We start from the raw sequence: 18,857 nt of genomic DNA, 5'->3' as shown, positions 1-18,857 counted from the left end.
AAAGCCTTTTTAACAAAAAAAATTATCTTTTTTCAAAATGATCTTTTTAAATAAAAACAGTTTTAAAGTTGCGGGTTCTATGAGTGTCCTCTACTATGTAAATAAGCACATATAAAAAGAAAGGAGCGTTCATATGAACTTCTTAACCCGATTTAGTTTGAAGAACTCGGTTGCTGTCTTCATCATTGCAATCCTATTGATTTTAGGAGGCGTGTATTCCTTCTCACAATTAAAAGTCGATCAGTTCCCGGAAATCGAGTTTCCTCAGATTTCAATCGAAGCGGTTTACCCTGGTGCATCACCTGACGATGTCGATAAACAAGTCGTCTCAAAGCTTGAAACTTCCCTTAAAGGAATTGAAGGGGCTACCAAGCTAACGAGTTCTTCTTATGAAAGTATCGGTATCTTAAACATCGAATTCCCGTTCGATACTGATATGGATAAGGTCGAACAACAAATCGATGCTGCCATCCAAGATGCGAATCTACCGGAGGAAGCAACGACGAAATTAAATCGTCTGTCCTTTGGATCGTTCCCGATCTATAATATCTCCTTCTTTAGCAAGGATGGTAAAGACATCGAGAAAATTCTAAAGGAAGATATCGAACCTGAACTTAATAAGATTCCAGGCATCAACAGCGTGTCGGTTGGTGGCTATAAGGATGATCTCGTTCAAATCACCGTCGATAAGGAAAAAGCGACGGAAGCGGGTCTCTCGCTCTCAAGCATCAAGGAACAAATTAATGGAAAGTATGTCTCGTTCCCATCAGGTCAGCTATCAGAAAACGATTCGAAAATTCCGATTCGCGTTGAAGAAAAACTAGAAAATCTAGATAAACTAAAAAATCTCCAATTGACACCTGCTACAGGTGCGGCTAGTTCATCAAGTAACGGTCAGTCATCTGCAGGCGGTCCACCACAAGGTGCAACGCAAGGACCACCAAGTACAACAGGTGGTGCAGCTGCAGATCAGGCTTCTGAACCTGCAGAACCGATTCGCCTAGAGGATATCGCAAAAATCGAAGCCGTCTCACAACAAAGTGAAAAAACGCGTTACGATTTAAAAGATTCCTTATCGATGGCAATCACGAAAAAACAAGATGCCAATACAGTCGAAATCGCAGATGAAGTCACGAAGATCCTCAATAAATATGACGATCAAGTCGACTATACGATTGGGATTGATTCAGCGAAGGATATCGAGGAGTCCGTTGCGACACTCGTCAAAGAAGGATTACTTGGTGCCCTCTTCGCATCACTCGCTGTACTCTTGTTCTTGCGGAATATCCGCGCGACGATCATCGCCATCGTCTCGATTCCATTATCATTACTCATCGCCGCTATCTTCTTGAACTGGCAAGATATCTCCCTGAACATCATGACACTTGGTGGGATGGCTGTTGCAGTCGGTCGTGTCGTCGATGATAGTATCGTTGTCATCGAGAACATCTTCCGGCGCGTCCGAAAATCCGAATCCGGTATGACGGATGAGATCATCGAACAATCGACAAAAGAGATTCTAAAAGCAATCACGTCATCGACGCTGACGACCGTCGTCGTCTTCCTACCGATTGGATTTGTCGGTGGGATTACTGGTAAGTTCTTCTTACCGTTCGCTTTGACGATTATTTTCTCATTACTTGCTTCACTACTCGTTGCGATTACGATCGTACCGATTCTCGCGAAGTTTGCATTCAAGAAGGTACCAGCGGAAGAAAAAGAAGGCGCTCTTCAACGTTGGTATGGCAAGCTGATTGAAAAATCACTCTCGCACAAGGCAATCATCTTGGTCGTATCGTTCATCCTTCTCGGTGGTTCTTTGGCGATCGTACCGCGTCTCGGCTTTACGTTCATTCCGAACGAGGCATCGAAGACCTTGACGGCATCGCTTGAACTTCCGGCTGCCACATCACTTGAAAAAACAAGTGACGTCTCGTTTGAGATGGAAAAAATGTTTGATAAAGAAAAAGCCATTGCTGACGTAACGACTTCTGTCGGAGCGCGTGACTTTACGATAGGTTTACGTCTCGATAATAAAGCAAGTTACTTCTTGAATCTAAAAGACGGCGTAAACGTCGAGAAAACGATCAAATCACTTGAGACACAGATGGAAGACATCGCTCAAGATGAAAACGTCGATGTCAAAATCAGTGTGGCTGAACTATCGACAGGTGGTCCTCCATCGAATAACAACGTCGATGTCGACTTGTTCTCGAACGACCTCGAAGCTCTTCAAGAGGCGGCAAAACTCGTCGAAGATAACATGTCGAAAAATAATGATTTGAAATATATCACGAACAACTTCAGCGAAAAACAAAAGCAGTATCTCGTAGAAATCGATCCTGAGAAAGCAAGTGATCGCGGACTATCTGGTTTCCAGATTCTCGGTACCGTTAACGATCAAACGAAGCCAGTTACGGTCGGAACGCTCAATCTCGACAACAAGGATCAAGACGTACAATTATCTTATGAAGAAGGACTCGTCTCGAAAGAAGATCTCGAAGACGTCCAACTCTTCTCAGCAAACGGTCCTGTCGCTTTGAAAGATGTCGCGAACGTCAATGAAGTCGAGACCTTCACATCGATTCAGAAACTCGACGGAAAAGTATATGCTCGCGTATCTGGACAAGTCAAAGGAGACGACGTTCAAAACGTATCGAATGCCGTAAAAGCTGACGTCGAAAAAATCGATTTACCAGACGGTGTCTCACTGACAAGTGGTGGCGGAAATGACGATACGGTCGAAATCTTCCAATCACTCGGAATCGCAATCGTCGTTGCAATCGGACTTGTTTACCTGACAATGTTGATTACGTTCGGAAAAGCTCGGATTCCGTTCATCATCTTGTCCTCTCTGATCTTTGTTCCGATTGGTTCACTCGTCACGCTCTTCCTTGCGAATGAACCATTGTCTGTCAGTGTCATGATCGGCTTCCTGATGTTGATCGGAATCGTCACCACGAACGCAATCGTTCTCGTAGACCGCATCGGTCAAAACGTCGGACGTGGTATGCCGATTCGCGAATCATTGATTGAAGCTGGTAAAACGCGATTACGCCCAATCCTGATGACCGCATTTGCAACAATCATGGCATTGGTACCACTCGCATTAACCACTTCTTCAGGAACATTGATCTCAAAAGGTCTTGCCTTGACGGTCATCGGTGGATTAACGACCTCTACGTTGTTAACACTTATCATCGTTCCTGTCGTCTATGAATTGTTCTTCTTCAAAAAAGCAAAAAAAGAACGTACGACTAAGTAAATGCACATGAAAAGGAGCCTATCGCGATCCAAGCGATAGGCTCCTTTTCATTCTATAAGACCTTACAATTCTAACTGTTCATCCGTTCGTTCCAACGTACCATCATGTTGCGCCACTAATCCGTCGAGGACGGATGGCTCAAACTCTTCACCAATCGCGATGATCCCTGTTTGTCCAGGCGGAATGACACCGAGTGTTCGTTTGAATATTTCTTGGATTTCTTGATTTTCCTTCATGTCTTTCGATCCACCAATTAGCATACCCGTCATCGAACCAAGTAAGATGCCGAATGGGCCTCCTAAAATACCAACCGCCATTCCAATTAGCGACCCTTTGACGGCGCGATTCGATCCACTTAGGTCTACAGCATCTTCAAACGAAAAAGCACCATTCTCATTTCGCTTGATGACGGCAATCTGTTCGAAATCGACTTGACCTCGCGCATGATATTTCTTCAATTCACTGAACACTTGATAGGATGTCGCTTCTTCTTTGAACGTAAACGTCATGATGTGATGTTTCGCATCTTTTTTTGCCATTCGTTCCACCTCTTTCACCTGAGACGAATAACCGACTAAGTCAACATCCTCTATTTACCATATTTTTAAGAAGTCGAAACCTTTACTGGTTTCCATGGTGCGAGATGGAAATACTCTTCCATTGTTAGTCCACTGACTTTTAGGCGAGCGGCAAGCGTTGCTCCGACATACCGATAGTGCCAGCTCTCATACGTATAACCCGTCCAAGATTCTTTACCAGATGGATAGCGGAGATGGAAGCCATAGCGGTGAGCATTCGCAAACAACCATTTTGCCTCTTTTGTTTTTGAAAAGCTAAACGTGGCGTATTTTGTTGAATCAGCGCCTCCGATATCAAACGCAAGACCAGTCTGGTGTTCACTTTTTCCAGGTTCCGCACTATACGTACTCGCCTTCTCGTACCCATCACGCGCAACATATTTATCAAATAACGTTTTTTGATAGGCATAAGAGCGATATGTACTAAACGCAACGAGCGTAATTCCCTCTTTTTTAGCCGCTATACGCATTTTCTCAAACGCTGCTCTTGCTTGTTGATTCTCACCAGGAGCGTACGTCGAGCGGAGCGCTAAGTTCTTATTCGCGATGAGGGTCTTACCGATCCGTTTTCCACCGATTTGTTCATCCGTCAATAGATACTTCGTACTCGCATACCCAATCTTCGTACCATATTGTACTTTTGACCATGTACCGACTTTCGACAGTTCCGTCACATAGATCCCTGTCGGAATAACCGCAAGACTCGGTTGATCAATCGATGCTCCTTTACGCAAATGAAGGGATGTCTTTGCTTGCCGATAAGTAGAAGTCGATGCTTCGACCGTTGGTATATACACTGATGTACAGACCGCTGTTAATGTCAACGTCGTGATGAGTGTCGTGATGTATTTCATGAATCGTATATCTCCTTTATGCATGTTCTAATCTGCATCCATATTTTAGATTAGAATACCATTCTTTTTTTCAAACAGGGTTCTTTCGGAATGCTTGTCATGAAAATGAAGTATTTCTGAAGTTTTCTAAATGTAGCTTAAGGACGAATTACAATGGGTAAATAACGATGTATGCGTTTTCGAAACATGATTCTGATGTAGAAAGGAGTAGCGTACGTGTCACTTTGGGAATGGATTTTCAGTATTGGTAGCATCTGCTGGATTGGTGAGATAATTCGTTTCCGGAATCGCTCCGAGTCTAAGTCAGGCGCAGCAGAACAAGTGAGTTTTTATTTGATTTTCCTTGTCCTAAGCGGAACGATCGTCTGCGCTTTCCTCTTTGCGAATGAAACCGTTTCTTCTGTCATGCGCATCTCTTCATGCATTTTGTTATGGTGTGGTGTTTCCTTACGTCTATGGGGAATTCTTCACTTAAAGCAACAGTTCACTCGTCATGTCGTCGTGGCGTCGGGTGATCAGCTCGTCAGTAGCGGTCCCTATCGCTTTTTACGTCACCCGTTATATAGTGGATTGTTGTTGATTACGATGAGCTTCCCCTTGTTCACCGGTCAGTTCGGACTTTTCATTCTCTCTGGACTTCTGATGTTCATTTTCTTGCTCTACCGGATTCGAATCGAGGAAGCGATGTTAACGAAAGGTTTTGGACCTGCCTATACGGTATGGGCTGCGAAACGAAAACGATTGATTCCATTCATCTACTAAAGGAGAAGTGATTCATTTGAAGAAACGCGCAATTGTCATTGGAGCAGGTCTTGCTGGTATGTCTGCTGCCATTCGTTTGGCTGGAGATGGTTATGCAGTCACGATGCTTGAAAAGAATGCGAACGTCGGCGGGAAACTGAATCAACGTAGTGGGAAGGGATTTACTTTCGATACCGGTCCTTCCATCTTAACGATGCCTTGGGTACTCGAACAACTCTTCTCAAGCGTTCATCGTAACTTGGATGATTACTTAGAAATCGAGCGCATTGAACCACAATGGCGTACATTCTTTGAGGATGGAACAAAAATCGATGTCAAAGGTGACTTACCTGGAATGCTTGAAGAAGTCGAACAAGTCTCGTCACGAGCTGATTTCGTCGAATTGTTCCGGTACTCCAAACAAATGTACGACTTATGCCTCGACAGTTTTTATAAATACAGTCTCGAAGATTTAAAGGACTTAAAAAAATACCATACGATGTCTGATTTATTAAAGATGGATCCGATGAATACGGTCGCGACCGGAACAAAGAAACATCTCAATGATCCGTATCTCGAACAGCTGTTCAACTATATGGTCATGTATGTTGGTTCCAATCCTTATCAGGCACCTGCTGTCTTCAATCAGATGATTTACGTTCAAATGGGACTCGGCATCTATTATGTCAAAGGTGGTATGTACCAAATCGCGCGTGCCATGAAACGGTTGCTTGATGAGCTCCGCGTTACGGTTCATCTCAACTCACCCGTTGAACAAATCGTCCTTGAAAATAAAAAAGCGGTCGGCGTCTTATCAAACGGAACGTTTCATGCAGCCGACATCGTCGTCTCAAATCTCGAGGTCATCCCGACTTACGAACGGATCGTACCGGAGAAAAAAGCCCGGAAACAGGCTAAAAAATTACAGGCGTCGTTCGCCCCTTCCGTTTCAGGTCTTGTCCTACTGCTCGGTGTAAATCGTGAGTATCGCGGGCTAGCGCATCATAATTTCTTTTTCTCGGAAAATCCAGAGCGTGAATTCGCCCAAATGTTTAAAGAAGGAACACCTCCTGAGGATCCGACGATCTATGTCGGTGTCTCATCAAAATCCGACGCTTCCCAAGCTCCTGAAGGGAAGGATAACTTATTCGTCTTGACACACGTTCCACCGCTCACACTTCAAAAAGGTGAGGTCGACTGGGATGCGTATCGTGAAGTCGTTCTCGATAAATTGGAGCGGATGGGACTTCACGGTTTGCGTGAATCGATCGAGTTCGAATATCGCTTCACTCCAGAAGATTTAAAAGAATTATACGGTCCAAACGGCGGATCCATTTATGGTGTCGCAGCCGATCGGAAGAAAAATGGTGGATTCAAGATTCCATCGAAGAGCGACTTGTACGAAGGACTTTATTTCGTTGGTGGTTCGACACACCCAGGCGGCGGTGTACCAATGGTCACCTTGTCCGGTCAATTAACAGCAGACTTGATTCGAAAACATGAAGGTGCTGTTCCTACGCCTTAAGATTTCTTTAATTACAAAAGAGACGGAAGCTGATGCACGCATCAGTTCCGTCTCTTTTTTACTTTGTATTCGTTAAAAGTGGTACGACATGAATGTCCGCCTGTTCTCCTGCTCTCACATCCATTCGACACACGGCTGGCATCGGTAAGGATTTCCAAAATGCGTGATTAAACGTCGGATCAAATGTTTCTAAGAGTAACACCATGATGTTTCCGTGTGTTCCAAGAACGACTGTTTCGTCAGGATGCTTCTCCACTAGTTCGTCGATGAATTGCCGAATGCGTTGCGACGCTTCTTTGTTCGTTTCGCCTCCGTACGGATTTTCGTTCGGATGTTGCCATACATACGTGACAGCTGCTTGAAAATCGTCAAGCGCTTCCGGTGCTAATAATCGCTCTCGTAGTTCCTCTACCTCAATGATTGGGTGTTGACGTGCCTTCGCGAGCGGTGCAACCGTCTCAATCGCCCGTCGATACGGGCTACTGTAGAATCTGTCGATTGGAATTCCTTGAAATGTTTCAAGTAAACGTCTCGCATCTGCCTGTCCTGCACCGGAGAGTGGACGTGCTCGTTCATCTGGCGAGTATGTCGAATGTGCGTGCCGTACGAAATAGAGTGTCGTCATGGCTTGAATTTCCCCTTTATTGGTGTGTCCAGCGGTATCCGATTCCGCGAACTGTTTCCAAATGCTGTTCAATCGGAAAACCGCAAACACGTAGTTTTTCTCTTAAATGTCTGATATGCGAGTCGATCGTCCGCTCGTCTACAGCCGCTTCCGCTCCCCATAACATCGTCGTTAGCTGATCACGCGTCCAAACACGTCGTGGAGAATCTAAAAATACACCTAACAACTCAAACTCCGTCTTCGTTAACGAAATCTTTTGTTGGAGGTAACTACAACGATAGCTTTCCCGGTCATAGGATAGACCATCATACTGTTGCTGTAATAAAACTTCCATTCGCCCGATCAGTTCCCCTTCTTGAATCGGTTTTGATATGTAATCATTCGCTCCCACTTCCCGTGTCCGAATGATGTCTTCCCGCTGATTCCGAGCCGTAACCATCAAGATTGGGGTATTAGAGTGTTCTCGAATGAGACGACAACATGTCCAGCCATCCATATCCGGCATCATGACATCTAGTAAAATCAGGTCGAATACGTGCTGACGGCAGAGATCAAGAGCTTGCTGCGCAGAATCCACAAGCTGACACGTGTACCCATACGGCTGAATATACAGTTTGAGCAGTTCAAGCATTCTCGGTTCATCATCTACGATCAATACATGCGGCATTTTATTTCTCCTTCCACTGCAGTGTCACTTGTGTTCCATGTCCAAGTTGACTCTTGATGTTCAATTCTGCTCCATGTGTCCGTGCAATTGCTTCAACGATGGAGAGTCCGATTCCAGTTCCTCCATGTTTTCGAGAACGAGATGCTTCCGTTCGGTAGAGCCGTTTCGTTACATGAGGTAAAGATTCTGCAGCGATCCCTTCTCCTGTATCTTCGATTTGAATGAAAGCCCCTACTGCGTTGACACCATAACGAACGATGATTTTTCCCGACGTCGTATGTCGACGTGCATTTTCAATGATATTCACGATCATCTGACGGAGCTGCTGAGCGTCACCCATCACTTCTAATCGCTCACCTTCTATCTCGAACGAAACATTTTCTTGTTCGATGTCTGGACGCATCAATCGTATCACTTGATGAATCAAGTCTTCGACATCAACAGGTTTTCGTTCCATCATAAAAGCATTGGCATCAATACGTGCTAGCCAAAATAATTGCTCAATCCATTCATTCATTTGCTGACTTTCTTCTCGAATGATCGTAATGTAGCGTTGTTGCTCATCCGGCGTCAACGTTTGGCGTTCGAGAATATCCGCGTATCCCTTTATATATGTCAATGGTGTGCGTAGTTCATGAGATACGCTTGCTAAAAATTCAGATCGATCCCGATTCAAAAAATCGAGATCCTGTTTTAATTGCTGAATTGAACGCGCCAATTGTCCCAGTTCGTCTTGTCGATCAATCGGCAACTCTCCACCTTCCCCATCCAATAGACGTGCCGTCGCTTTTTCCATTTGAATCAACGGACGAGAGATGAGTCGGGTCGCCCAAATGCTTGCCGCACCTGCCAATAAAAGTGCGAGCAGACCCACTTGAAAAAATTGCTGTTTCAACGGATCAAGTACGTGATCCACAATTGCTTTAGAAGCGAACATGAAGACATGACCACGATGTTCCCCATCGATGGTGATGGGGCTGTCCGTCATTAAAAAGTCACGCATCGTCACGATTTTTCCTTGTTGACGGTAATCAAAATCCGTATGCTCTAGCACACTTTTCATCTCATTCGACAAAGGTCGTGACGCTTCGAGTTGTTTTCCATCTGCATCAGTGATCACCACAGTAAACGATGAATCTGCTTCCATCATGCTGACATGGCGCATCGTCGTTTGGTCATAGGAATCGACAAGGACATCACGATGGGTATTTCCTCGGTTCAGTAAACCGTCCACTACTTCCTGCGTTCGTGTTTGAGACAACTGATAATACAACGTCGCAAACAACACACTGCCACAAATTAAAAATGCCGCAAGCACGATTCCTCCGACCGAGTATGAAATACGACGCATGACGTTTCCTCCTTTTCTCTCCACTTTAGTATAGCGAAAAAAAACGCGATAGACGCAGGCAAACGAAACTGTCACCTCATCTGCACACGATTTGCACATACGCTGGGTATAGTAAAGAAGACTAGCGACTTCAGGAGGGATTTAATATGAAAAAATCATTGACGTTAACCGTACTTGCTCTTAGTTCTACGCTTTGGCTCGGTGCATGTGGATCCGCCAATAACGCCAATAACGATGGAAGTAATAGTGACTCACATGATATGTCTCATGGAGATATGATGCATTCGAGCGACGGAAAGCTACCATCCGGTTTAAAGGAAGCCAGTGATCCGACTTATCCGAAAGGAAGCAACGTCACGTTGACGACGGATCATATGGACGGTATGGACGGAGCTAAAGCAACGATTGCGGGTGCTTATGATACCGTCGTCTATGCGATCAGTTACAAACCGACTACTGGTGGAAAGATGGTGAAAAATCATAAATGGGTCATTCAAGAAGAACTCGATCCAGTTCCAACTAAGCCACTGCAAGTTGGTGATGAAACGACTGTCAAAGCGGATCATATGAAAGGTATGGATGGAGCTAAAGCGACGATTGATGAAGTAAAAGAAACGACTGTCTATATGGTGAACTATGAACCAACGGACGGTGGAGAGATGGTGAAAAATCATAAATGGGTCACAGAGGATGAGATAAAGAAATAATAAAAAAAGCCCGCTTTTTAGACTGACCTAGCAATATGAGACACATATAAAACACCTTGATTAGGCTGCCTGTACACCGTATTTTTTCGGTGTCAGGTAGCCTAATTTTTCTTGGATTCGTTCTTCGTTATAGTAATTTAAGTAATTAGTAACGCGTTCAGAGACCTCATGGTCTCTTAGTGAATTAAATTTGACGTACTGGAATTCCTCGGACTTTAAATTAGAGTGGAACGATTCGATAACTGCGTTGTCCCAACAGTTTCCTCTACGAGACATGCTGCTTGTTAGGTGATTCCTTTTAACGAATTCTTGAAAGGCGTATGACGTATAGACACTTCCTTGGTCCGAATGAAGGATGACCCCTTCGGGATACTTTCGATTCTCAAGCGCTATCTTCAACGTATCAATCACAAGAGACGTTTGTTGATGCTCGTATAACTTGTATGCGACGATTTCGTTATTAAAAAGATCCATAATGGTGGAAAGATATTTCGTCGTGCTGCCGTATTGGATATAGGTGATATCCGTCACCCACTTTTGATTCGGTTTACTTGCTGTGAAATCGCGCTTGATGAGATCCGGTGCCGTTATGATGCGCTCACCTTGAGACTTCCATCTTCGCTTCGGCTTGATCCGACATTGGAGATGGTGTTTTTGCATGATTTTCTGTACGGTATTCCGATTGGCTTTTAACTGATAGATTTGCTGTAATAATGCCTTTATTTTTCGATGTCCATTCCGATACTTCGTCTGTTTACTTAGTTCAATGACGGTTTTTTCGAGCACCGAAGGTGCTTTCACAGATTCCTTAATCCAACGGTAATAGCTTGCTCTTGGTACATTCAAAGCGCTAAGAATGGCGGTGATTGTATACTTTCTCCGAAGAAACTCTACAATTTTTATGACTACTTCTTTCTCAACTCTCTTTCGATTTCCATGTACTTTTTTAAGATCTCATTTTCCATCTTCAGATGTGACATTTGTCGTTCTCTCTTGTCATCCTCACTCGCAGAATCTGGACCATGTCCATAGGTATATTGTTTACCGATTGGCTGATCAAATCGATAATGTTCGTTAGAGCGATACCATCTCATCCATGTTTTGATTTGAGATTCATTTTTGATTCCGTACTTCTCCATGATTTCTCTCGTCGTTAACTTACCACTCAGCTTTTCTTTGACTACTGCCCATTTTACTTCACTTGAATATACGTTTTTGCCCATGCAAAAACACCTCCGATGTTAGTACTTTTTAAAAGTGTACCACTCCGAAGGTGTTTTATATTGTCTCAAAATTTTAGGTTAGCCCAGTTCCTATAAAGGAGAAGCGGGCTTTCGGTATGATTCTGACTGGGCTCGAACCAGCGACCTCTACCCTGTCAAGGTAGCGCTCTCCCAGCTGAGCTACAGAATCATGTTTGCAGTACGTTATGTACTTGCTAGGACATGTATTAATATATCAAGAAACTAAAAGGCTGACAAGTCTTTTTCCGAAAAAAATAAAAAAAAATTAAAATGGAGGAATTGAACCCCACTTCCTCCATTTTGAATGACTTACAGGAATGTTGATACTTGATCGATCGGTAAACGTAGTGCGGGACGTTTTTTCGCATCTTCGACCGCTTTACCAACAGCAATTAACATGACCGGTACATACCGTGACTCGGTGATGAACGTTTCCGCAAAACGTTGATGATCAAATCCGCCCATTGCGAGTGTTGATAATCCACGTGCTTCTGCCGCAAGCATCAATTGCATCGCAGCAAGACTCGCATTCGACATTGCCGCGTCGCGACCGTATGCTTCACTTTGATAAGCGCCCTCTACTTGTGCCTTGATCGAATCGAACAAATCCTCTGTCATGCCACCTGCTTCTACTGCCGGACCATAAACCGGATTGTAGTTTCGATTAGCTTGAACATCACCTAAGATTGCAATGACTGCTGAAGCCGAAGTGATAGCCGGCTGATTATAAGCAATCGGTGCAAGTTGCTGCTTCGCTTCTTCCGAATGAAAGACCGTGAAATGCCAGTGTTGCAAATTCCAAGCACTCGGCGCCGCTGTCGTCCATTCTAATAGTTCTTCCACTTCCTGTTTTGAAAGCTTGAACGTTTCGTCGTAATGGCGAACGGAACGTCTTTCTGTTAAGACACGCATTGTATCAAGTGTTGCCTGTGTCATGTATAAATCCCCCTTATCATTATCAGATTACTTAGATATCGTAGCATGTCTCTTTTTCATTGTCCTCTATCAGTACTTCAAACGCCTTTACTGTTATAAAACAATTGTTGACTTTATACTTCTGTACTAATACAATAAAACCAAGATAAAAATCATTGCGTTTACTTTGAAGGAGGAAAAACACATGGAACAACCCCTTTACCAAGAAGCATCTGCTGCATTCTATCGTGAACTTCCCGTCAAGACGTGTGCCCATTGCGGAAAAGAGATGGATGAACAATGTGAATCCTATCAAACGGAATGCGATGAGTGTGCTGTAACAGAACACTAATAACACATGAAACAATCACTTAATTAGTGGTTGTTTTTTTATTTCTTGCAAACTCTTTCTAAATAAACCGATATTTTTTAGAAAAATCGATTTATCGTCATCTTTTTGTCATCTGTTTGTTACAAAAGAAACAGTCAGAATGTTACATTATCTGTATATGATATTTTTTGACAAAAGGAGCGACAGACAACGATGGATCCATTTACCTCAAGCCACGCTAGCGAACTCGGTCCACGACCGCGTACAAAAAAAAGAAAGTTTTTCCCACGTTTTTTCTTACTTCTCACACTTGTCTTTCTCGGAGTTGGAGGATATGTCGCTTACCGATACGTTTTTACTCCTGAGCAACAATCCATTACGACAGGTAAATCCATTACTGAAGTACCTGTCGTCAATATGGAAAAAGCACGCGTGGAAAAATGGAATGGTGTAACAAAAAAAGTCGCCTATTTAACATTCGAAGATGGTCCATCTGCATTAACACCGGACTTACTTCGAACATTGGATCAACTTCAGACTCGTGCCACTTTCTTTTATCTCGGATCACAAGTAGAGGCTTTTCCGCAAGAAGTCAAAGCTGCTGCTAAAGCTGGACACTATATCGGATTACACGGGGAAACGCATGATTACGATACATTGTACGAAAAAGGAAAGTATGTCTCAGAGATGCAAAGTGTTCAGAAGAAAATCCATGAGTTGACGAAGCTAACACCACATTTGACACGACCACCTTATGGCTCTGATCCAGGCATCACGAAAAAAATGGCATCTGCCATTCATTCAGCAGACTTTCGTGTGTGGGACTGGTCGATCGATTCAATGGACTGGTATTACAAAGATAGTGCAAAAGAAGTAGCAAATACGGTCATTCGACGATCAGAACGTCCGTTTGAAATCATACTCTTACATGAACAACCACAAGCCATCAAAGCACTTCCAGCCATTGTTGCCGGACTTCAGAAAAAAGGCTATCAATTCGCGATTTATGATGAAGATTTCCATATTCCGTACAATTTCGCGCAATACTCAAATTTATAAGGAGTTACTATTCAGATGAAAAAATCATTCGTAGCAGTATTGTTCCTGTCGAGCTTCGGACTCGCTGCCTGCTCCAACGATTCACCAGCTTCTCTTCATGAACAGCTAGAGCAACAAGTCGAAGGTGAAGAGAAGGCATTCACGCTAGCTGATCAACGTGCTCGTCAAGACGAAATTTCAGTTAATACGTACCAAGCCGTTCTTGATGCAGGTGCTGAAGAAATCAAACGCTCTCAAAATGAACGAGAGGAATTAGAAGCCTTAAATGACGAACGGCTTGCTCTATTAAAACAAGAAGACACGTTACGTAAAGAAATGTACGCTACACTCGATCTTGAAGAATTGAAGGATGCTGTCAACAAGCTTGATGGTAAAGCAAAAACAGAAGGAACTGCCTTAGTGGCAATCATCAAGGAACGCCAGCAGACGTTTCAAACGTTCTCGAAAACGTATCGACAAGCGATGGACGCTGAAAAGAAAGTGCTTTCACGCTTGACGAAAAAACCGGATTTCGTTAAGATTGATGAGTCAACAGCGGATTTAAATCGTTTAACACGGAAAGCTACCGCGTCATTAAAGAAGTGGAATGCGCTGACCGTTCAATATAATCAAACGAAAACCCGGCTGTATCGTTTGCTCGACACATCAACTCAATAAATCACACAGGTTGCAACCAAACCCTGTCCAAAAAACCTGGACAAGGCCCCGTTGCAACCTTTTTTTGCGTGGTTTTTACTAAAAATGGAGGGAATTTATTCATGCATCGTTCAAAAGCAACTTTATTCGTTCTCATCGGCGCTATCAGTTATGGTGTCCTCTCAACGATCGTCAAACTCGCTTATGCCGCTGGATTCAACTCAGCAGCCGTTTCAGGTAGTCAATTTTTCTTCGGCTGGCTCATGATTTTCGGACTTGCCTTATTTACGAAAAACCTTCGTCTCGATCTCAAAACAGCTGGTCTTCTCATGCTGATTGGTATTTCAAGCGGTACAACCGGTTATCTCTATTACCAAAGTCTTCAGACCGTATCGGCATCCGTTGCGATCATTCTCTTATTCCAATTCACTTGGATTGGTGTCATCATTGATGCTCTCGCATTCAAACGTTTACCATCTCGCGCGCACTTCCTGTCTGCGATTCTACTGATTGGTGGAGCCATTCTCGCGAGTGCTGCTTACTCGAGCCCACTCGACCTGCGTGGAACATTATTCGGTCTTGGAGCGGCTGTTAGTTTCTCGATTTTCCTACTGGCTAGTGGACGCGTTGCCAATCATCTACCCGTCATAAAGAAAAGCTTCTATATGATGACAGGTGGTCTTGCTTTTGTCATGATCATGTATCCACCGACGACGTTCTTGTCTTCTGCGAATTTCGAAAACGGTCTTCTTCTGTATGCAATTCCACTCGGTCTATTCGCGTTGATTTTGCCACCACTCTTATTTGCTGCGGGTGCGCCTCATTTGTCTCCAGCCAGCGTCTCTTTACTGGGTGCGGCAGAATTACCGACAGCAGTCATCTGTTCTGTATTGATTTTAGGTGAACATCTGATGAGCTCTCAATGGATTGGAATCGTCATCATCTTGATTGGAATCTTTTATCCGATCTATCGGTCAAGCAAAACAGCACCTGTTGCGAACGTACAGCAAAACGACCTTTCCTAAGCTCAGGAAAGGTCGTTTTTTCTTTACTTCTGTCGCTTCATCGCATCCGCAACGAATTCAACATCTGTGCCAATGATGATTTGAACACTTGTCGCACCCATCTTCATGACACCTTTTGCTCCAGCCGCTTTAATCGCTGCTTCATCAATGATACTTGGATCCTTGACTTGGAGACGTAAGCGTGTCGCACAGTTATCAATCGACGTGACGTTGTCTGTTCCTTTCAATCCGGCAAAAATTTGAGCTGCTTGTTGTTCATATTTATCGTCTGAGTCTGTCAGAACGACTCCCGTGTCTGTGACGAGCGATTCATCTTCGCGACCTGGTGTCTTCAGATCAAATTTCGTGATCATGAAGTAGAATAGGAAGTAATAGACGACCGCGAACGCGAGACCAACCGGGATGAGAAGTAATGGTTTTGTGGCAATCCCGAAGTTCAAGGCATAATCAATGAAACCAGCCGAGAAGGAGAAGCCATGTAAAATACCGAGTAAGTTAACGATGGCCATCGATAGACCTGTTAAAACTGCATGAATGACATATAAAACAGGTGATAAGAACATGAACGAGAACTCGATTGGTTCCGTGATCCCTGTCAAGAAGGACGTCAGTCCAAGACCAATCATCGCTCCAGCAACTGCTTTTCGATTTTCTTTACGCGCAGCCATGACAATCGCAAAAGCTGCAGCCGGTAAGGCAAACATCATAATTGGGAAGAAGCCCGCTTGATAAATCCCAGCTGTCGGATCTCCAGCGAAGAAGCGTGCGATGTCGCCATTCGCGACTGTACCATCTGCTTTTTCATATGAACCGAAGACGAACCAGAAAATATTATTCAAGACGTGGTGTAAGCCGACAGGAATCAAGAGACGGTTAAAGAATCCAAACAGAGCAGCGCCTCCTGCACCAAGACCAACCATCCATTCACCAGCACCGTTGATGCCTTGCTCGATGAACGGCCAGACATAACCAAAGATGAAAGCAAGTACGAGCATGACCGCTGATGTAATGATTGGAACGAAACGACGACCACCGAAGAATGCTAACCAATCCGGTAACTTAATGTTGTAGAACCGATTGTATAGAAGTCCTGCGACGATACCCGCGATGATTCCACCGAATACCGCCATATTAACGGTCGATCCGAGTGTCGCCTGATTCGCGATCGAACCAAGTGTCGCTCCGTCGACCTTGGTCGAGGAATCATTGACGATTGCGGCAATCGCATCATATTTTGCTTGAATCTGTGCACTGGAATACTCCTTGTTCATCGAGTCAACGCCGTTCTTTAAGACGAGATACCCAATGGCTCCGGCAAGACCCGCTGCCCCACTTGCATCGATCGATAGACCAATGGCGACACCGATGGCAAATATTAATGGAAGGTTATCAAAAATAGCCCCTCCTGCTGCTACCATCAACGGAATATCTAGCATATCCGCCGAACCTAATCGGAGCACGATTCCGGCAGCTGGTAATACTGCGATTGGTAACATCAAAGCTTTACCAATGCGTTGTAGAAACTGCAACATACCTTTCACCCTTTCTTGAATAAACGATAATGACAGAACAATGTAAACGCTTTTACGTTTTTTATTATTCCATATAAACATCTAAATGACTAGACCTTTATACAAATTACTCATTATCTTTTTTAGTGATATAAAAATTTATTATAGCAGACACTAAAAACCGGACTAGAGTTACCCTCCAGTCCGGTTTTTCTATTAAGTTGCAACCGTCTTAGCGACGATTCGTATCTTCGAAATTTTGTTGGACGTTTCCGACCGTTTTCTTCGCGTCACCTTTAACTTGATCTTTTTTACCTTCGCGTTCTGTTGATTTATCGCCTGTTGCTTTCCCAAGCGCTTCTTTCGCTTTACCTGCTACTTTATCGACGAGACCATCTGCTTTTTTATTGAGACCACTGTTGTTTGACATAACCATTACCCCCATTTAAAAGTTTTTTTTGCGATAGTTGTCTGTTCCCTTGTCACTGATTTTCAAACTTTTCTTTAATCAAAATCGACACTTTCCTAAACAAAAACAACAGTGAACGTCCTGTCCACTGTTGTTTAATCTGAAGCTATTCTTTTTATTGGGCGACGGAAACACCTAACACTTGTTCAATCCGTTCGAACGCCCAATCCAACTCTTCTTTTGTAATGACGAGCGGTGGTGCAAAGCGAATGACTGTCTCATGCGTTTCTTTACAGAGCAAGCCTTTTTCTTTCAACGCTTCGCAATATGGTCGTGCTGCTTCTGTGAGTTCAACACCAATGAACAATCCACGACCACGTACTTCTTTAATCATCGGGTTGTTGATTTGTTTTAACTTCTCCATGAAATACGTACCGAGTTCGAGTGAACGTTCCGGTAACTTTTCGTCTTCTAATACTTCAAGTGAAGCAATCGAGACGGCACAAGCGAGTGGATTGCCACCAAACGTCGAGCCGTGTGAGCCTGGATTGAAGACGGAAAGGACATCTTTATTCGCAGCCACACATGAGATTGGGAATACACCACCACCCAGTGCTTTACCAAGAATGTACATGTCTGGTGTTACCTCGTCCCAATCAGAAGCAAACCATTTACCGGAACGACCGAGTCCAGACTGAATCTCATCCGATACGAGCAGGACATTCTGCGCACGACAAACTTCTTGCGCGTCTTTTAAGAAACCATCGTAAGGAATTAAGATGCCTGCTTCGCCTTGAATCGGTTCCAAGATGAATGCCGCTGTATTTTCAGTGATCGCCTGTTTTAATGCCTCAAGATCGCCGTAAGGAATCGTCTTGATTCCAGGAAGAAGCGGTCCAAATCCCCGCTGGTATTCTGCTTCCGTCGACATCGAGACGGCTGTCATCGTCCGACCATGGAAGTTTCCTTCACAAACGATGATTTCAGCGTCACCTGGGATTTGTTTGACTTCATATGCCCAACGTCGTGCTGCTTTCACTGCTGTCTCGACAGCTTCCGCACCCGTGTTCATCGGTAATACCATATCTTTTCCCGTCAATTGTGCGACTTTTTCATAAAAGAAGCCCAGTTGATCATTATGGAAGGCGCGTGACGTCAAAGTAATCTTATCTGCCTGACGTTTGAGAGCGTCAATGATTTTGGGATGACGATGTCCTTGGTTGACTGCTGAATAGGCACTCAGCATATCCATATACCGACGTCCTTCAGGATCCGTAACGAAGACACCCTCCGCCTCTGAGATGACGATTGGGAGTGGATGGTAGTTATGTGCTCCGAACTGTTCTGTCTGTTGAATGATTTTCTCTGTTTGATTCATCGAAATTCCCCCTCATAACTCTTTAGAAAACGCTTT

The 18,857-nt window shown here is 44.0% G+C and carries 18 protein-coding genes and 1 tRNA gene; 8 read left to right on the top strand and 11 right to left on the bottom strand.

From position 1 onward, the window contains the following. The first annotated feature begins 133 nt into the window (after positions 1–133). Positions 134–3,265 carry an efflux RND transporter permease subunit gene (locus tag ESP131_RS05185; protein ID WP_069940312.1) on the top strand — a complete coding sequence of 1,044 codons (3,132 nt, stop codon included), beginning with the start codon at positions 134–136 and terminating at the stop codon, positions 3,263–3,265. Between the two features lie 62 nt (positions 3,266–3,327). Here the strand turns inward: ESP131_RS05185 and ESP131_RS05180 are convergent, their stop codons facing one another. Continuing rightward, the gene (locus tag ESP131_RS05180) at positions 3,328–3,804 is read right to left on the bottom strand and encodes a hypothetical protein (RefSeq protein ID WP_069940311.1); all 477 of its coding nucleotides are present in this window, start codon (positions 3,802–3,804) and stop codon (positions 3,328–3,330) included. 65 nt (positions 3,805–3,869) lie between these two features. Beyond that, positions 3,870–4,697 (bottom strand): M15 family metallopeptidase, encoded by an 828-nt coding sequence (locus ESP131_RS05175; protein ID WP_069940310.1) that lies wholly within the window; start codon positions 4,695–4,697, stop codon positions 3,870–3,872. 216 nt (positions 4,698–4,913) lie between these two features. Between ESP131_RS05175 and ESP131_RS05170 the strand changes: the two genes are divergently transcribed. After that, on the top strand, positions 4,914–5,459 hold the full coding sequence (locus tag ESP131_RS05170; RefSeq protein ID WP_069940309.1) for a methyltransferase family protein: 546 nt from the start codon (positions 4,914–4,916) through the stop codon (positions 5,457–5,459). Positions 5,460–5,475: 16 nt separating this feature from the next. Then, on the top strand, positions 5,476–6,963 hold the full coding sequence (locus ESP131_RS05165) for a phytoene desaturase family protein (RefSeq protein WP_069940308.1): 1,488 nt from the start codon (positions 5,476–5,478) through the stop codon (positions 6,961–6,963). A 58-nt stretch (positions 6,964–7,021) separates the two neighbouring features. Here the strand turns inward: ESP131_RS05165 and ESP131_RS05160 are convergent, their stop codons facing one another. Genes ESP131_RS05160 through ESP131_RS05150 form a run of 3 tightly spaced genes read right to left on the bottom strand, consistent with a single transcriptional unit; the run spans position 7,022 to position 9,606 of the window. Beyond that, positions 7,022–7,588, bottom strand: a complete 567-nt coding sequence (locus ESP131_RS05160) for a histidine phosphatase family protein (RefSeq protein WP_069940307.1) — start codon at positions 7,586–7,588, stop codon at positions 7,022–7,024. 16 nt (positions 7,589–7,604) lie between these two features. Next, positions 7,605–8,255, bottom strand: a complete 651-nt coding sequence (locus ESP131_RS05155) for a response regulator transcription factor (protein ID WP_029340796.1) — start codon at positions 8,253–8,255, stop codon at positions 7,605–7,607. A 1-nt stretch (position 8,256) separates the two neighbouring features. Then, entirely contained in the window at positions 8,257–9,606 is a 1,350-nt protein-coding gene (locus ESP131_RS05150; protein WP_069940306.1) for a sensor histidine kinase, read from the bottom strand. Positions 9,607–9,752: 146 nt separating this feature from the next. Between ESP131_RS05150 and ESP131_RS05145 the strand changes: the two genes are divergently transcribed. Beyond that, positions 9,753–10,313 (top strand): YdhK family protein, encoded by a 561-nt coding sequence (locus ESP131_RS05145; protein WP_069940305.1) that lies wholly within the window; start codon positions 9,753–9,755, stop codon positions 10,311–10,313. Between the two features lie 60 nt (positions 10,314–10,373). Here ESP131_RS05145 and ESP131_RS05140 read toward each other — a convergent pair. From ESP131_RS05140 to ESP131_RS05125, 3 genes are all read right to left on the bottom strand, one after another. Beyond that, positions 10,374–11,536, bottom strand: a protein-coding gene (locus tag ESP131_RS05140; protein WP_156772489.1) for an IS3 family transposase whose coding sequence is annotated in 2 segments (ribosomal slippage) — positions 10,374–11,260 and positions 11,260–11,536 — 1,164 coding nt in all. Because the reading frame shifts where the segments join, the coding sequence is not laid out codon by codon here. Between the two features lie 117 nt (positions 11,537–11,653). Continuing rightward, positions 11,654–11,726, bottom strand: a tRNA-Val gene (locus ESP131_RS05130). Between the two features lie 140 nt (positions 11,727–11,866). Beyond that, entirely contained in the window at positions 11,867–12,493 is a 627-nt protein-coding gene (locus ESP131_RS05125) for a nitroreductase family protein (RefSeq protein WP_050678080.1), read from the bottom strand. 184 nt (positions 12,494–12,677) lie between these two features. Between ESP131_RS05125 and yhfH the strand changes: the two genes are divergently transcribed. The 4 genes from yhfH (at position 12,678) to ESP131_RS05105 (ending at position 15,523) form a co-directional block, all read left to right on the top strand. Further along, entirely contained in the window at positions 12,678–12,824 is a 147-nt protein-coding gene (gene yhfH / locus ESP131_RS05120; protein ID WP_064505459.1) for a protein YhfH, read from the top strand. A 192-nt stretch (positions 12,825–13,016) separates the two neighbouring features. Then, complete coding sequence (locus ESP131_RS05115; RefSeq protein ID WP_069940303.1) at positions 13,017–13,862, top strand: polysaccharide deacetylase family protein; 846 nt, start codon at positions 13,017–13,019, stop codon at positions 13,860–13,862. A gap of 15 nt (positions 13,863–13,877) precedes the next feature. Further along, positions 13,878–14,519: a YkyA family protein gene (locus tag ESP131_RS05110; RefSeq protein WP_069940302.1), complete on the top strand. Its 642-nt coding sequence runs from the start codon at positions 13,878–13,880 to the stop codon at positions 14,517–14,519. 101 nt (positions 14,520–14,620) lie between these two features. Beyond that, entirely contained in the window at positions 14,621–15,523 is a 903-nt protein-coding gene (locus tag ESP131_RS05105; protein ID WP_029340790.1) for an EamA family transporter, read from the top strand. A 23-nt stretch (positions 15,524–15,546) separates the two neighbouring features. On the opposite strand, the gene nagE is transcribed toward ESP131_RS05105, so the two are convergent. From nagE to ESP131_RS05090, 3 genes are all read right to left on the bottom strand, one after another. Next, positions 15,547–17,055: an N-acetylglucosamine-specific PTS transporter subunit IIBC gene (gene nagE / locus ESP131_RS05100; RefSeq protein WP_029340789.1), complete on the bottom strand. Its 1,509-nt coding sequence runs from the start codon at positions 17,053–17,055 to the stop codon at positions 15,547–15,549. A gap of 211 nt (positions 17,056–17,266) precedes the next feature. Next, a complete protein-coding gene (locus tag ESP131_RS05095; protein WP_029340788.1) occupies positions 17,267–17,464 on the bottom strand; it encodes a CsbD family protein in 198 nt (65 codons plus the stop codon). Between the two features lie 154 nt (positions 17,465–17,618). Then, entirely contained in the window at positions 17,619–18,821 is a 1,203-nt protein-coding gene (locus tag ESP131_RS05090; RefSeq protein WP_029340787.1) for an ornithine--oxo-acid transaminase, read from the bottom strand. Between the last annotated feature and the right edge of the window lie 36 nt (positions 18,822–18,857).

Source organism: Exiguobacterium sp. U13-1, assembly GCF_001750115.1.
In the GTDB taxonomy this organism is placed as follows: domain Bacteria; phylum Bacillota; class Bacilli; order Exiguobacteriales; family Exiguobacteriaceae; genus Exiguobacterium_A; species Exiguobacterium_A acetylicum.
Note: the sequence above shows the minus strand (reverse complement) of the source record. Positions and strands in the feature narration are given on the sequence as shown.